Annotated in this window: 15 protein-coding genes; 7 read left to right on the forward strand and 8 right to left on the reverse strand. The window is 66.3% G+C overall.

The window, feature by feature from the left end:
* Nucleotides 1–89: 89 nt before the first annotated feature.
* From ccmI to LC066_RS04285, 7 genes are read right to left on the reverse strand one after another with little or no spacing between them, the layout of a single operon-like run.
* On the reverse strand, nucleotides 90–1247 hold the full coding sequence (ccmI, locus tag LC066_RS04255) for a c-type cytochrome biogenesis protein CcmI (protein WP_224896634.1): 1158 nt from the start codon (nucleotides 1245–1247) through the stop codon (nucleotides 90–92).
* Nucleotides 1244–1714, reverse strand: coding sequence for a cytochrome c-type biogenesis protein CcmH (locus tag LC066_RS04260; RefSeq protein WP_412103227.1), 471 nt, complete (start codon nucleotides 1712–1714; stop codon nucleotides 1244–1246). Before LC066_RS04260 ends, ccmI begins: the two co-directional genes overlap by 4 nt.
* Nucleotides 1714–2280: a DsbE family thiol:disulfide interchange protein gene (locus tag LC066_RS04265; protein ID WP_149755581.1), complete on the reverse strand. Its 567-nt coding sequence runs from the start codon at nucleotides 2278–2280 to the stop codon at nucleotides 1714–1716. Before LC066_RS04265 ends, LC066_RS04260 begins: the two co-directional genes overlap by 1 nt.
* Nucleotides 2281–2288: 8 nt before the next feature.
* Nucleotides 2289–4289 (reverse strand): heme lyase CcmF/NrfE family subunit, encoded by a 2001-nt coding sequence (locus LC066_RS04270; protein WP_224896636.1) that lies wholly within the window; start codon nucleotides 4287–4289, stop codon nucleotides 2289–2291.
* Between the two features lie 55 nt (nucleotides 4290–4344).
* Nucleotides 4345–4656: an SHOCT domain-containing protein gene (locus tag LC066_RS04275; protein WP_223163023.1), complete on the reverse strand. Its 312-nt coding sequence runs from the start codon at nucleotides 4654–4656 to the stop codon at nucleotides 4345–4347.
* Nucleotides 4653–6026, reverse strand: a complete 1374-nt coding sequence (locus LC066_RS04280) for an ATP-binding protein (protein ID WP_224896637.1) — start codon at nucleotides 6024–6026, stop codon at nucleotides 4653–4655. The genes LC066_RS04275 and LC066_RS04280 overlap by 4 nt, the downstream gene beginning before the upstream one ends.
* 32 nt (nucleotides 6027–6058) lie before the next feature.
* On the reverse strand, nucleotides 6059–6781 hold the full coding sequence (locus LC066_RS04285) for a response regulator (protein WP_149755583.1): 723 nt from the start codon (nucleotides 6779–6781) through the stop codon (nucleotides 6059–6061).
* A gap of 171 nt (nucleotides 6782–6952) precedes the next feature.
* On the opposite strand from LC066_RS04285, the gene LC066_RS04290 reads away from it, so the two are divergent.
* The 7 genes from LC066_RS04290 to LC066_RS04320 all read left to right on the forward strand — a co-directional run bounded on the left by LC066_RS04290 (nucleotide 6953) and on the right by LC066_RS04320 (nucleotide 13391).
* On the forward strand, nucleotides 6953–7585 hold the full coding sequence (locus tag LC066_RS04290) for a calcium-binding protein (RefSeq protein ID WP_224896638.1): 633 nt from the start codon (nucleotides 6953–6955) through the stop codon (nucleotides 7583–7585).
* 72 nt (nucleotides 7586–7657) lie between these two features.
* Nucleotides 7658–8044, forward strand: coding sequence for a DUF302 domain-containing protein (locus LC066_RS04295; RefSeq protein WP_149755584.1), 387 nt, complete (start codon nucleotides 7658–7660; stop codon nucleotides 8042–8044).
* Nucleotides 8045–8101: 57 nt separating this feature from the next.
* Nucleotides 8102–8491 (forward strand): ion channel, encoded by a 390-nt coding sequence (locus LC066_RS04300; RefSeq protein ID WP_224896639.1) that lies wholly within the window; start codon nucleotides 8102–8104, stop codon nucleotides 8489–8491.
* On the forward strand, nucleotides 8488–9204 hold the full coding sequence (locus LC066_RS04305; protein ID WP_224896640.1) for a TVP38/TMEM64 family protein: 717 nt from the start codon (nucleotides 8488–8490) through the stop codon (nucleotides 9202–9204). Before LC066_RS04300 ends, LC066_RS04305 begins: the two co-directional genes overlap by 4 nt.
* On the forward strand, nucleotides 9201–10520 hold the full coding sequence (locus tag LC066_RS04310) for an APC family permease (RefSeq protein ID WP_149755587.1): 1320 nt from the start codon (nucleotides 9201–9203) through the stop codon (nucleotides 10518–10520). Before LC066_RS04305 ends, LC066_RS04310 begins: the two co-directional genes overlap by 4 nt.
* A gap of 50 nt (nucleotides 10521–10570) precedes the next feature.
* On the forward strand, nucleotides 10571–12919 hold the full coding sequence (locus LC066_RS04315; protein WP_149755588.1) for a heavy metal translocating P-type ATPase: 2349 nt from the start codon (nucleotides 10571–10573) through the stop codon (nucleotides 12917–12919).
* A 115-nt stretch (nucleotides 12920–13034) separates the two neighbouring features.
* Nucleotides 13035–13391: a hypothetical protein gene (locus LC066_RS04320; RefSeq protein WP_224896641.1), complete on the forward strand. Its 357-nt coding sequence runs from the start codon at nucleotides 13035–13037 to the stop codon at nucleotides 13389–13391.
* A gap of 35 nt (nucleotides 13392–13426) precedes the next feature.
* On the opposite strand, the gene LC066_RS04325 is transcribed toward LC066_RS04320, so the two are convergent.
* Nucleotides 13427–13792 (reverse strand): hypothetical protein, encoded by a 366-nt coding sequence (locus tag LC066_RS04325; RefSeq protein WP_224896642.1) that lies wholly within the window; start codon nucleotides 13790–13792, stop codon nucleotides 13427–13429.
* Nucleotides 13793–13953 lie beyond the last annotated feature (161 nt).

The raw sequence follows: 13953 nt of genomic DNA on the forward strand, positions 1-13953 counted from the left end.
CACCATCGATCCAGCGGGCGGCCGCCTTGTCCGGCAGATGACCGCGGCAGATCCTTGAAAAGGCCATCTCAGGCCCCTTCGGCACTACGTCACCCCTGGAGATCCCGGAGAGCTTTCTCGACGATCTGTCTTCGAGGGTCGTCTTGAGCCGCGGCTTCCAGCAGTTCCTGCGCACGGCTGTAGGCCTCGATGGCGTTCTTGCGCTCGTTCAGGACCTTGTAGGCATTGCCAAGCCTCATCCACCCGTCCAGGTCGTCCGGTTCCGCTTCCAGCCGGGATGCAAGACGATCGACCATAGACCTGATAAAGTCGGCTCTGTCGCCCTCGGACATGTCGCGCGCCGCCGCAACGTCTGCGGCACTGGGACCGCGCGGAGCTTCGGACGCGTAGTCCGAAACCGCGACGCGCGGCTTGCCTGTCGCCTGTGCGAGCCGATTGATCCGGGCCACGTAGCTATCCATCCAGGCCGCATATCCGTTTGCTTCCGTCAGGCGGGTCGTGAGCAGATCGTAGGCCTTGGCATCGTCGCCTCCCTGACTTTCGGCCAGCGCGGCGTAGAATGTGGCCGCCGGGTTCATTGCGTCGATCTCCAGGGCACGTTCGATTGCCGCCTCGGCGCGCGGAACCACCGTCCCGGCGTTGGCCCCGATCAAGGCTTCTGCCAGCATCGACCAGGTCGCCGAGGTTGCATCCGAGCGATCCGCGACCGTCTCGAAGGCCCTCACGGCGTCCTCGAAGCGCTGCATCCGCATGTAGGTCTGACCGAGAAGCATCCAGCCTTCGCTCGCGCCGCCATTCGGATCGTTCTGCAAGCGATCATGGAGTTGCTGCGCCAAGTCCACGATCCGGGCCTCCTCCGCGCGCTCGGGGGCCCTCTCCCCGAACGCCAGGGCCGGGACGTCAGGAGCCCCGTTCACGGTGTAGTATCCAAAGGCCATGAGCGGGACGAAAAGCGCGGCAAGGATCGCGCCGGCCCGTCCGCCGCCTGCGCCGGGACCATGTTCTTCACTCGTTGTTCTGCGAACGACAGACAGAATGCGTTTCTTGATCTCCAGCTCCGCAGCCTTGGCTTCGGCGGCGGAAATAAGACCACGGTCCAGATCACGCCGGACTTCTTCCAGCTGATCGGCGAGCACCGCCGGGACCGCGTCGGAGCGAATGACGGCCGCCGTATCCGGCCTGAAGATCGGCAAGAGCGCGAAAGCTGACGCGACAAGAGCCATCACAAGGAAAGCAACCCAGATCATTTTTCGTCTCTCCTACCATGTCGTGCGAGGACCTCGGCGACGAGCGCCTCTTCCTCATCGCTGAGGGCCTCGACCGAAGCGCGTCGCCGTGCTCTCCAGAGGAGTATTCCGCCAATCACGAATGCGGCAGCGGGCAGAGCGAACGGCGCGATCCAGAGCGCGTAGGTCTGCGGTTTGAACGGAGGTTTGAACAGGACGAAATCGCCATAGCGGGCGCGGACGAAGTCGATGACCTCCGTGTCGCTGTCGCCCGCCGTCAACCGCTCTCGCACCAGAAGGCGAAGGTCGCGCGCCACGCCTGCATTCGAACTGTCTATATCCTGGTTCTGACAGACGACGCAGCGCAGCTCCCTCGATATCTCGCGGGCCCGCGCTTCGAGGTTCGGGTCAGCCAGCATCTCGTCCGGCTCCACGGCATTCGCCAGCCCAGGCAACCCCAGCATGATGATCAGAAACAGGGCCCGGATCATGAGCCCAACTCCCGATCAAGGGCCCCGGCCTGGGTCAGTGCGGTGGTGAACTTCGCGACAGCCTCCTCCCCCACGATGGGGCCGACATAGCGGTAGAGCACCGTCCCATCGCGGCCGACGATGAAGGTTTCGGGGACGCCGGATATGCCCCATTCGATGCCCGCGCGTCCTGAACGATCCGAGCCGATCCGCGCGTAGGGGTTGCCCAGATCCGAGAGCCAGGTCGCGGCGTCCTTGGGTTCGTCCTTGTAATTGATCCCGAAGAGACGCAGGCCGTAACGCTCGACGAACCGCGTCAGCACGGCATGCTCGGCCTTGCACGGGACGCACCACGAGGCGAAGACGTTGATGACCACGGGGCCCGGGGTGTCCGTCAGGTCTGCGCGCCCCAGGCCCGGCACATCGACACCGGGAACGGAAGGCAGATCGAATTCCGGTGCGGGCTGCGAAATCAGGACCGACGGAATTTCGCTCGGGTCGCGTTCGGGATTCAGCCCCCAGAGGAAAAATCCTCCGAGCACTACGGCGACAGCCAACGGCACCACTGCAAACAGGCGTTTCATGGGGTCTCCTATTCTGCAGGCAGGCGCAGGTCGCCATGGGGGCGGGTTCGGCGCGGCACCCCCACGCGCAGCCTCCGATCCGATAGCGAGAGCGCGCCGCCTGCCACCAGCATCAAGGCACCGAGCCAGATGAAATTGACCAGCGGTTCGTAGAGAATACGCAGCGTCCAGGCTTCGCCGCTGGCCGCATCTTCCGAGGCGGGCTCACTGATCGAAGCATAAAGATCGCCCGCAAGTGTCGACCGGATCGCAGATTCCGTGGTCGTGCTTTGCGCCACGGGATAGCTCCGCCGCTCCGGGTAGAGCGTTGTCACCGGCTCGCCGTCTCGCCGGACCTCGAGCCTGCCGCGATCCGCGATGTAATTCGGGCCGCGCAGACGCTCGGCACCGGTAAAGGTCACGTCGAATCCGGCGATCGTTACGTCGGTCCCCGGCGTGACGAAGACGATCTCTTCGCTCTTCCAAGCGCTTGATCCGATCATGCCGATCATTGCCACGGCGAGGCCGACGTGCGCCAGCGTCATGCCCTGCGATGCACGCGGCAGATTGCGCGCCCGGCGCAGCGTCTCGCTCAGAGGAGCTTCCATGAATTTGATCCGCAACGCCCATTCCCGGAGAGTCGCCAGAAGCAGCCATACCGCGATCAGAATGGAAACATAGGCCAGGAAAGGACCGCCGCTGATCAGGTACCAGACGGCGAGAGTGACAAGAACCGCCAGCCCGGCGACGAACCGGACCCGTTGAAGAACGCCGGCAAGATCCGCGCGCTTCCATGACAGGAAGGGGCCGGCACCCATGAAAAGGCCGAGCACGAGCATCATGGGCACGAACGCCGCGTTGAAGAAGGGCGGTCCGACGGAGATCTTGTCGCCCGTGAGGGCCTCGAGGAGCAAGGGATACAAGGTTCCGAACAGGACGGTTCCGGTTGCGGCCGCCAGGATCAGATTATTGACCAAAAGCCCGGCCTCGCGGCTGATTGGACGGAACAATCCGCCGCCCTCCATGACCGGCGCGCGCCAGGCGTAGAGCGTCAGCGAGCCGCCGATGGAAAGAGCCAGGAGTCCGAGGATGTAGATTCCCCGCTCCGGATCCACGGCGAAGGCATGGACCGAGGTTAGCAGCCCCGAGCGCACGATGAAGGTGCCCAGAAGCGACAGCGAGAACGTCAGGATGGCCAGGAGAATGGTCCAGCTTTTGAATGCATCGCGTTTCTCGGTCACGATGGCCGAATGCAGGAGTGCCGTGCCGAGCAACCAGGGCATAAAGCTGACGTTCTCGACCGGATCCCAGAACCACCAGCCGCCCCAGCCCAGCTCGTAATAGGCCCACCACGACCCAAGGGCGATCCCCGCGGTCAGGCTCATCCATGCGGCCAGGGTCCAGGGCCGGACCCATCGCGCCCAGGCGGCATCGATGCGTCCCTCGATCAGGGCCGCGACGGCGAAGGAAAACACGATCGAGAACCCGACATAGCCGAAATAGAGCAAGGGCGGATGCATCGCGAGCCCCACGTCCTGCAGCAGGGGATTGAGGTCGCTGCCGTCCGCGGGAGGCGGGAATACGCGGTCGAACGGATTGGAGGTGAACAGCAGGAAAGACAGGAACCCGACGCTGATCCAGGCCTGCACGGACAGCGTGCGCGCCTTCGTGGCTGCCGGGATGTTCGATCCCAGCACGGCCACGCCGGCACCGAATACCGTCAGGATCAGCACCCAAAGAAGCAACGAGCCTTCGTGACTGCCCCAGGTCCCCGCGATCTTGAACAGCAGTGGCTTCAGGGAATGCGAGTTCTCCGCCACGTTCCTGACGGTGAAGTCGCTGACCACGAATGACCGCATCAGCGCCGCGAAGGCCACTCCAACGAAAAACACCTGCCCGATCGCGGAAGACCGGGCAGACTGCATCCACCGCACGTTGCCGCGTGAGGCCCCGAGGATTGGCAGGACGCTCTGGACCACAGCGAGAGACAAGGCCAACGCGAGGGCGAAATGCCCGATTTCAGGTATCATGATGTCTGTCCCTCTGTCTGTCTTTCACTGGTCCTGATGCGTCACGCCTCGCGCCTCACTCCTCGAGCGCGGCCTTCCGCCGCCGGAACTCCTCTTCGTCGATCTCGCCTTTCGCCAGACGCTGACGCAGGATTTCGAGCGCGTCCGAGGACTTGCCGCCGGTGCCGCTGTTGTCACGCAGCCAGTGAACAGCCAGCACGATCAGGGCGATGATCACGCCCCAGAAGACCAGCATCATCAGGCCGCCGAAGACGCCGTAGCCGCCGCCCCACATCATGTGCCCGTCCCATGAGCCGTCGGGATCGGCCAGGGCCGTCGAGGCGGCAAGGCTCGCAAGGGCGGTCATGCTCCAGAGTTTGAAGGTCATCGTTCTCTCCTTTCTTCAGGTGGTTTCGGGGCGAGCGGGATCGAGACCGCCGCGCGCAGCCCGCCGGTTTCCCGGTTTCCAAGGGTGATGTCACCGCCATGCGCCTGGACGATTGTCCGCGCGATCGACAGACCCAGGCCGTGTCCCCCGGTTTCGCGCGAACGCGACTCCTCGATCCGGTAGAAGGGGTCGAAGACCTTCTCGATCTTGTCCCGGGGAATGCCGGGGCCATCGTCCTCGACCGTCACCACGAGGGTATCGCCCTGGCGTTTCCAACCGACCGTGGCGCCGCCCCCGTAGCGGTCGGCGTTTTCGATCACGTTGCGCAGCGCCCGCCGCATGGCGTTCGGCCGCAGGCGCGCTTCGATCCGGGGGCCCGCGTCGATGACGAACCCGCCGGGCATGTCCGCGCACAGAGCCTCGAGGAAATCGTGCAGATCGACGGTCTCGGGCTGCTCGGACCCGGTCAGCCCGCGCGCGAAGGTCAGCGTCGCATCGACCATGCCCTGCATTTCCTCGACCGAGGCGACGAGGCTGTCGCGCGTTTCGGTGTCGTCGACCATCTCGGCCTGCACGCGCATCGCGGTCAGCGGCGAGCGCAGGTCATGCCCCAGCGCGGCCAGCATCCGCGTCCGGTCGCCCACGAAGCGGGTCAGGCGGTCCTGCATGCGGTTGAAGGCCCCGGTCAGGTCGCGCACTTCGGTCGGTCCCGCCACGGGAAGCTCGGCCACGTCCTCGCCGCGACCAAGGCTGTCGGCCGCGCGGGCCAGCCGCCGCAACGGGCCGGTCAGGCGCGTCATGACGAACCAGATCACCACGACGAGCAGAAGCCCCGCCGACATGGCGAAGGTCAGCATCGAGTAAAGCGGCCACTGGATCGGCGGACGCTCGAACCGGGTTCCGACGTTCAGCCACTGTCCGCCCCGGATCGCGATGGAGAGGTTCATCTCGACCGCCGTCAATTCGCCCCGCATCATCGCCATGTGCATGTCGGTCATTTCACGCGACAGGTTCGGCAACGGCATCAGTTGGCCTTCGACCTCGTGCAGTTCGACACGGATATCGCGGCTGTAGCTGTCGTCGAGCAGGGTCCGGATCCGGGTTTCGACAAGACCGCCGTCGGAATGATCCGAATGCTGAACCGATGCGATTCCGGACAGATCGAAGCGCACGAGCGGCGAATTCGCGGCCCTGACGATCGAAGGGTGAAGGTCGGACGGCGCCTCCTCGATCAGCCGCGCCACGTTCGCCGCCCGGCCTGCCGCCTCGAACCCCAGGGCGGCGCGGATCGCAAGGCTTCGCTCATCGGCAAAGAGAAACAGGCTGACCAGTTGGCCCGCGACAAGTGCCGCGACGACGAGCAGAATCAACTGGACCCGCAGTGAACTGATATGTCGCGAGATCACGCCTGCTCCTCCACGTCCGTGGCCAGGCAATAGCCGCCGTTGCGCACCGTCCTGATGATCCTCGGACGCAGGACATCCGGCTCGATCTTGCGGCGCAGGCGGCTGATCTGGTTGTCGATCGTCCGGTCGAGCGGTCCCGCCGTGCGGCCCGCCGTCAGGTCGAGCAGCTGGTCGCGGCTCAGCACCATCCGCGCGCGCTCGAGCATGACGACCAGCAGCCGGAACTCGGAGTCGGTGAGAGGGATCTCGCCCTGATCGTCGTCGATGAGGATCTGCCGGTCGGTGTCGAGCACGAGATGCTCGAACCGCACCTTCCGCCCGGCCAGCTTGCCGGCGAGGGGCTCACCCCGGCTGCTCCGCCGCAGGACAGACCTGATCCGAGCCAGCAGTTCGCGCGGGTTGAACGGCTTGGCGAGGTAGTCGTCGGCCCCAATCTCGAGCCCTGCGATACGGTCCGGCTCTTCTCCGAGAGCGGTCAGCATGATGACCGGCACCGCGCCCTCGGCGGCCAGCCTGCGGCAAGCCGAGAGCCCGTCTTCGCCGGGCATCATCACGTCCAAAACGACGAGATCGAAATGACCGGCCGCGAGCTTCGCATCCATGTCGGCGGCGTCCTTCGCCGCGGTCGCGCGCATCCCGTTCTTCGCGAGATAGCGCGTCACGCTCTCGCGGATCTGCGCGTGATCGTCCACGACAAGAATATGCGGAGGCTGGCCCATGCCCTTGATTTTACCGGAATGGAGGACCGGGTTTCATCAATGGATTTGTAGCGGATTGTATCAGGCACCCGCTCTGCGACAGACCGTTACAATTCCGCTGATGCACTCACATTCAATTTTGCGCAATCATTCCCACGTCATGGGCATCGACCCAGAGAACAGGAGGATTCCATGCCGACACTCGCAAGAACAGCAAGCATTGCCGCGATCACCGTGCTGATCGCCGGAGCGGCCCTGGCCGACAGCGGCCACCACGATCGCGATGGCTCGGGGCCTCGCATGGGCGCCGACGAGCCGCGCATGGGCCGCGGCGCCATGCCGATGGGCGGCGACGGGCAAGAGATGATGGAGCACATGATGCGCATGATGATGCAGATGCACGGCTCGGATGCGATGGGCCCGGGCATGGGCTTCATGGGCGGCCCCGGCATGGGCGGAATGTCCATGATGGACCGCGACATGATGCAGATGATGATGCTCCCGGACATGATGAACGACATGCCCGGGAGCATGCCCGGCCGGATGATGCAGTCGCGCCTCGAGGACTACGACGCGGATGGCGACGGCGCGCTGGACCTCGACGAGTTCGCCGAGTGGCACGCCGCGATGCTGCGCGAGACCATGGTCGACCGCTTCCAGCATCTTGACGCGGACGGTGACAGCACGATCACCTCGGGGGAAATGAAGGCCCTTGCCGGCCGCGTGGCCCGGATGCGCGGCGGCGACCCGGACAGGCGGCCGATGATGCAGGGCGATGACACGGGCGACCGCCCGATGATGCAGGGCATGCCGGACCAGAACTGAATCGGCTGCACTGCGTTGACCCATGGCCCGGTCCGCCCGACCGGGCCCGACCCTTCGGAAAGGAGCAGTTCCATGAGCTACACGCACGACCGCCTGCTGAAAGGCGTCTCCATCGACGATGCCGAGGCGCGCCTCCGCGCGTCACTCTCGGATGCCGGCTTCGGCGTGCTGACCCAGATCGACGTCCGGGAGACGATGAAGAAGAAGATCGGCGCCGAAATGGACGGCTACCGCATCCTCGGCGCCTGCAACCCGAAGATGGCCTACGAGGCGATCGGGATCGAGCCCCGCGTCGGCGCCATGCTGCCCTGCAACGTGATCCTGCGCGAGACCGATGGCGGGACCGAGATCAGCGCGATCGACCCCGTCGCCTCGATGACGGCCATCGACAACGACGACCTGCACACCGTCGCCGGCCAGGTCCGCGACATGCTGGTCGGTGCCGTCGATGCCGCCTGATCCCGTCCGGTCATGACACTTGCCGCGATTGCCATAGGAGTGGGCCTCGTCGCCCTCGTGGGCCTTGTCCACCACTACGCCCTCTACTCCCTGGGACGCGCGGCGCCGCGGCCGGATTCCAGCTCGACGCTGGCGATACAGTCGACCTTCATTGGTCTGCTGCTTCTCCACGTCGCCGAGATCCTGGGCCTCGCCGCGGCGAACCGGTGGCTGCTGGGCTGGGACGGCTTGGGCGGACCCGCCTCCGCCCCGCTGTCCTGGGCCGACCTCATCTACCTGACCGGGGTGAACTTCACCACGCTGGGCTACACGCAGATCGAGCTGGCCGGTGACATCAGGATCGTGACCATGCTTCAATCCTTGGGCGGCTTCATGATCCTGACATGGTCGGCCACCTACCTCTTCACCGTGTGCCAGAGGAACTGGCGACGCGCCGAGAACGAATGACAAAAGCCACGGGGAAGCGGACACTCAGGATCGTCGCGGCGGGCGCCGGGGTCCTGCTGCTGGCCGCGTTGGTCGTGGCCTGGCTGACCGGCTGGCCGCCCGATGGCCTCGACCGTGAGACCGTCGCCCGCTGGGTCGCGGGCGCCGGACCGTGGGGGCCACTTGCCGTGATCGGCCTGATGACGGCGGCGGTCGTGGCCAGCCCGCTGCCCAGTGCGCCGATCGCGCTCGCCGCCGGGGCGGCCTACGGACATTACGCGGGTGCGGCCTATGTCGCGCTCGGCTCCGAGCTCGGCGCGGTCTCGGCCTTTCTCATCGCGCGCGGGGCCGGCCGCGGCGTGGTCGAGCGCATGCTCGGGGACAAGCGCGACTACGGCCTGCTCGGCTCGCAGAACGCGCTGACGCTGACCGTCTTCGTCAGCCGCCTGCTGCCCTTCGTGTCCTTCGACGCGATGAGCTACGCCGCCGGGCTGAGCCGCCTGCACTTCTGGCGCTTCGCGCTGGCCACCCTGGCCGGGATCCTGCCGGCAAGCTTCGTGCTCGCGCACTTCGGCAGCGTGGCCGTGGAGGGCGATTTCGGCACGGCGGAATGGATCATCCTCGGCCTCGGGCTGCTGACCGCGGTGCCGCTCGTGCTGATGGCCCTGCGCGGCGGAACGGGAGCGAGCCAACGGCAGACCGAACAGACACAACACAAGGAACACATCGGATGAGCTCCGACTATCGGAAAGACAGCATCACGCTTCTCGACGCCATCGCAATGGGCACCGGCGTGATGATCGGCGCCGGCATCCTCGCGCTGACAGGGCAGATCGCCGACCTGGCCGGCCCGCTCTTTCCCTTCGCCTTCATCGCCGGCGCGGTCGTGACCGCCTTCAGCGCCTATACCTACATCAAGATGTCGAACGCCTACCCCTCGGCGGGCGGGATCGGGATGATCCTGCAGAAGGCTTATGGGCCCACCACCGTCGCCGCCGGCGCCGCGCTGCTGATGGCGCTTTCGATGGTGATCAATGAAAGCCTCGTGGCGCGGACCTTCGCCAACTACCTGCTGCGCGGTCTCGACATGCCCCGCGACACCTGGCTGGTGCCCGCGATCAGTGTCGGCGTGATCTTTTTCGCGTGGCTGGTCAACATCTCGGGGAACCGTTCGGTCGGGTGGCTGTCGGTCCTCATGGCTGCCCTCAAGGTCGGGGGCATCACGCTCTTCGGCGCGGCGGCGCTCTGGGCCGGCGGGTTCAGCTTCGAGGCCACGGGCCGCGGCGGCGAAACGACGGGTGCAGCCGGCTTCGTCGCCTCGATGGCGCTGGCCATCCTCGCCTTCAAGGGCTTCACCACCATCACCAACAGCGGCGCCGAGATCACCAAGCCGCACCGCAACGTCGGCCGCGCCATCGTCATCTCCATCGCGGTCTGCACGCTGGTCTACCTGCTGGTCGCCTTTGCCGTCGGCAGCAGTCTGCCGCTCGACCGGATCGTGGCTGCCAAGGACTATGCCTTGGCCGAGGCCGCCGAACCCGCGCTCGGGCGCACCGGCTTCTACCTCACAGTCGCGCTTGCACTGGTTGCCACGGCTTCGGGCCTGATTGCGAGCGTCTTTGCCGTGTCGCGGATGCTGGCGATGCTCACCGACATGAAGATGATCCCGCACAGCCATTTCGGGATGCCCGGCGTGATCCGCGACCACACGCTGGTCTACACGGTGGTGATCGCCTCCCTGCTGACCGTCTTCTTCGACCTCAGCCGCATCGCCTCGCTCGGGGCGTTCTTCTACCTGGTCATGGACATCCTCATCCACTGGGGCGTCTTCCGGAACCTGCGCGACGAAGTCGGCGCCCGCGGCTGGATCCTGCTGACGGCCATCGGGCTCGACGCCGTGGTGCTTGCTGCTTTCGCGGCGATGAAATGGCAGGCAGACCCGTCGATCGTGCTGATCGCCGTCACCGCGATGGCGGTGGTCTTCCTCTTCGAGCACGTTTTCCTGCGACTGCGCCCACCGCCGCGGCATCACCATCGACATGGCGCTTGACCTTCCAGTTACCGGATGCCCCATCAAGACGATGTGAAAGGGAGTCGGTCATGTCCGAACACGCGAAACACCAGCACCACCACGATCACGGCGCCCCTGCCCCCGACGGGGCCGAAACCGCGAAAGACCCGGTCTGCGGCATGACCGTCGAGGTCAAGGGCGATACCCGCAATCAGGATTTCGGCGGCGAGACCTATCATTTCTGCTCGGAGGGCTGCGAGGAGAAGTTCAGGGCGGACCCGTGGTTCTATGCCTCGGGAAACGCCGACAAGGCCGATCAGCAGGCACAGCCCGGCACGCAATGGACCTGCCCGATGCACCCCGAGATCGTGCGCGACGAACCCGGCGCATGCCCGATCTGCGGCATGGCACTGGAGCCCATGGTGCCCAGCGACGAGCCCTCCGAGGAACTCACCGATTTCACCCGCCGCATGTGGATCAGCGCGGCTGCCGCCGTGCCTCTCATCATCCTGACCATGGGCGAGCTGGTGGGCCTGCCGGTGCGCGACTGGATCGGCCACCGCGTCGCCACCTACGTCGAATTCCTCCTCGCAACGCCAATCGTGCTCTGGGCTGCACTGCCGTTCTTCAAACGCGGCCTCGATTCCTTCCGTAACATGTCGCCCAACATGTGGACGCTGATCTCGCTCGGTGTCGGCGCGGCCTATGTCTACTCGCTCTTCGCGACCTTCCTGCCGGGGGTCTTCCCGATGGAATACCGGATGGGCGAAGGCGTCGGGACCTATTTCGAGGCGGCGGTCGTGATCGTCGCGCTGATCTTCGTGGGCCAGGTGCTCGAGCTGCGCGCCCGCGAGCGCACCGGCGACGCGATCCGCGCGCTGCTGGACCTCGCCCCCAAGACCGCGCGGCGCATCCTGCCGGACGGGACCGAATACGATGCCCCGCTCGAGAACGTGGTCGCAGGCGACATGCTGCGCGTCCGCCCCGGCGACAGCATCCCCGTGGATGCCGAGGTGGTCGAGGGCCGCTCTTCGGTCGACGAAAGTATGATCACCGGCGAGCCGGTCCCGGTCGAGAAGACCGAAGGCGACCGCGTCACCGGCGGCACGATCAACAGGAACGGCACGCTGGCGATCCGCGCGACGCAGGTGGGCGCCGACACCGTGCTGGCCCAGATCGTCGACATGGTCGCGGGCGCCCGCCGGTCGCGCGCGCCGATCCAGGGCCTCGCCGACCGCGTGTCCGCGATCTTCGTGCCCACGGTGGTCGGCATCGCGGTGCTCGCCTTCTTCACCTGGTTGGCTTTCGGTCCGGAGCCGGCCCTCGCCTTCGCCATCGCCTCGGCGGTCTCGGTTCTCATCATCGCCTGTCCCTGCGCGCTCGGGCTCGCGACGCCGATTTCGATCACCACCGCCGCCGGGCGCGGCGCGCAGGCGGGCGTGCTCATCAAGGACGCCGAGGCGCTCGAGCGCATGGCGCGGGTCGACACCGTGATCGTCGACAAGACCGGCACGCTGACCATGGGCAAGCCCAGTCTGACCGACGTGGTCGCGCTCGGGCAGACCGACGAGGCCGAAGTGCTCGCCCTTGCCGCGGCCCTCGAGCGCGGCTCGGAACATCCCTTGGCCGAAGCGATCGTGCAGGGCGCGCGGGAGCGCAACGCGGAACGGCGCGACGTCACCGACTTCGACGCGGTCACCGGCAAGGGCGTCACGGGCCGCGTTTCCGGCCGGGACGTGGCCCTCGGCAACCGCGCGCTGATGGAGGCGCTGAAGATCGACGCCGCCTCCGCCGAGGACAGCGCCGACGCCCTGCGCGCGGACGGCAAGACGGCGATGTATGTGGCGGTGGACGGCACCCTCGTCGGCCTCGTGGCCGTGGCCGACCCGATCAAGGAGACGACCGAGGGCGCGATCCGCGACCTGCACGCGCTCGGGCTGCGGGTCATCATGGCGACCGGCGACAACCAGCGCACCGCCGAGGCCGTCGCGCGCCATCTCGGCATCGACGATGTGCGCGCCGGCGTCCTGCCCCAGGACAAGAAGGCGCTGGTCGAGGAGCTGCGCGCGCAGGGCGCCTATATCGCCATGGCGGGCGACGGCGTGAACGACGCCCCTGCCCTCGCCGCGGCGGACGTCGGCATCGCCATGGGCACCGGCGCGGACGTCGCGGTCGAGAGCGCCGGGATCACCCTGCTGGGCGGTGATCTCGTCGGCATCGTCCGCGCCCGCAAGCTGGCCACCGCGACGCTGCGCAACATCAAGGAGAACCTCTTCTTCGCCTTTGCCTACAACGCCGCCGGCGTGCCCGTCGCGGCCGGGATCCTCTATCCCTTCATCGGATTGCTTTTGTCGCCCATGATCGCGGCGGCGGCGATGAGCCTGTCCTCCGTCTCGGTCATCACCAACGCGCTGCGCCTGCGCCGGGTGAAGCTTTGACGCCCCCCCTCATCACGCGCGTGTGACTGGCAGTGAAAGCTGCGTGAAGATACCTCTTGCCTGTTCCTTTGGACGCGGCATTCTTCGCCGCACGATGAAAAAGCTCCGCGCGCTCATGACAAGATACGTGCTCGTCCTGGCCCTTCTGGTGCTCGGGGGGGAAACCGTGATGGCGCGGGCCGCGGCGCTGGACTGCGTATCGAGGACCGCCCCCACCGTCACCGTCATGCAGGATGTGCATGAGACGCACCGGCTCCACGCCGATCACGCGGCGGCAGAGCAGACAGACACGTCTGACACGCAATCGGCGCCCGGCATATGTTGCATCGGCATGTGCGGTCTTGCCATGAACCTTTTGCCGCATGTGGACCGGACTGAGTCCACCCTCATCATCGCACGGCATCACGGGATGAGTGAGATCGGCGCGAACCTCGTCGATCCCAAAGGCCCGAGGAAATCGCCCAAGGGCTGAGTGTCCCATGCCGGCTCCGCCGGCACGCGCGACACTCATCCCAGGAAGCATTCCATGATATTCCGAATTGCGGCCACGGTGCCGCTTGTTCTGGCCGACTGCGCAACGTTGCCGGACCTTCCCGAGACCGCCGCTCTCATCGAGCCGGCGGTGTCGCTGCAAACCGCCCCGCCGCCGACCCACGCCATCGTCACGCAAAAGTCCCGACGGATCGAGGCACCCGCCGACTGGCGGAGCCTTGCCTCGGCGCGGACCCGGCGGCGCCGGTCGCGGTCCTCGCCGACCCCGTGAACCACGACGAACGCGATGCGGTTCGGCGGGCCGACATGCGCCTGCGCGTAAATGCGCAGGTGCGGCAGGTCGCGGTTGGCAGCCCGCAAGGCATTCTGGGACCAGCCCAAGCGATCAGGCGGGTATCCTGTATGCGAGCGCATGTCGCTCCTCTTGCTCCATGCAATGGAGCTTGGCCAAATCGGGCATCGACGAAACCGAGAACCTTTTCCCTCGGTCAGGTCCCGCGCGCGACATGATGTGTCGGCATTTCTCGATCAACGACAATCGC

The sequence above is a fragment of the Pseudooceanicola marinus genome, assembly GCF_020177265.1.
Taxonomy (GTDB): Bacteria; Pseudomonadota; Alphaproteobacteria; order Rhodobacterales; family Rhodobacteraceae; genus Pseudooceanicola; species Pseudooceanicola marinus_A.

Bases quoted from the DNA above. Each gene is read 5' to 3' on its own strand.
- LC066_RS04275 (WP_223163023.1), bottom strand. From the start codon at position 4,656: ATGACCTTCAAACTCTGGAGCATGACCGCCCTTGCGAGCCTTGCCGCC.
- LC066_RS04290 (WP_224896638.1), top strand. From the start codon at position 6,953: ATGCCGACACTCGCAAGAACAGCAAGCATTGCCGCGATCACCGTGCTG.
- ccmI (WP_224896634.1), bottom strand. From the start codon at position 1,247: ATGATCTGGGTTGCTTTCCTTGTGATGGCTCTTGTCGCGTCAGCTTTC.
- LC066_RS04310 (WP_149755587.1), top strand. From the start codon at position 9,201: ATGAGCTCCGACTATCGGAAAGACAGCATCACGCTTCTCGACGCCATC.
- LC066_RS04295 (WP_149755584.1), top strand. From the start codon at position 7,658: ATGAGCTACACGCACGACCGCCTGCTGAAAGGCGTCTCCATCGACGAT.
- LC066_RS04320 (WP_224896641.1), top strand. From the start codon at position 13,035: ATGACAAGATACGTGCTCGTCCTGGCCCTTCTGGTGCTCGGGGGGGAA.
- LC066_RS04265 (WP_149755581.1), bottom strand. From the start codon at position 2,280: ATGAAACGCCTGTTTGCAGTGGTGCCGTTGGCTGTCGCCGTAGTGCTC.
- LC066_RS04270 (WP_224896636.1), bottom strand. From the start codon at position 4,289: ATGATACCTGAAATCGGGCATTTCGCCCTCGCGTTGGCCTTGTCTCTC.
- LC066_RS04305 (WP_224896640.1), top strand. From the start codon at position 8,488: ATGACAAAAGCCACGGGGAAGCGGACACTCAGGATCGTCGCGGCGGGC.
- LC066_RS04285 (WP_149755583.1), bottom strand. From the start codon at position 6,781: ATGGGCCAGCCTCCGCATATTCTTGTCGTGGACGATCACGCGCAGATC.
- LC066_RS04315 (WP_149755588.1), top strand. From the start codon at position 10,571: ATGTCCGAACACGCGAAACACCAGCACCACCACGATCACGGCGCCCCT.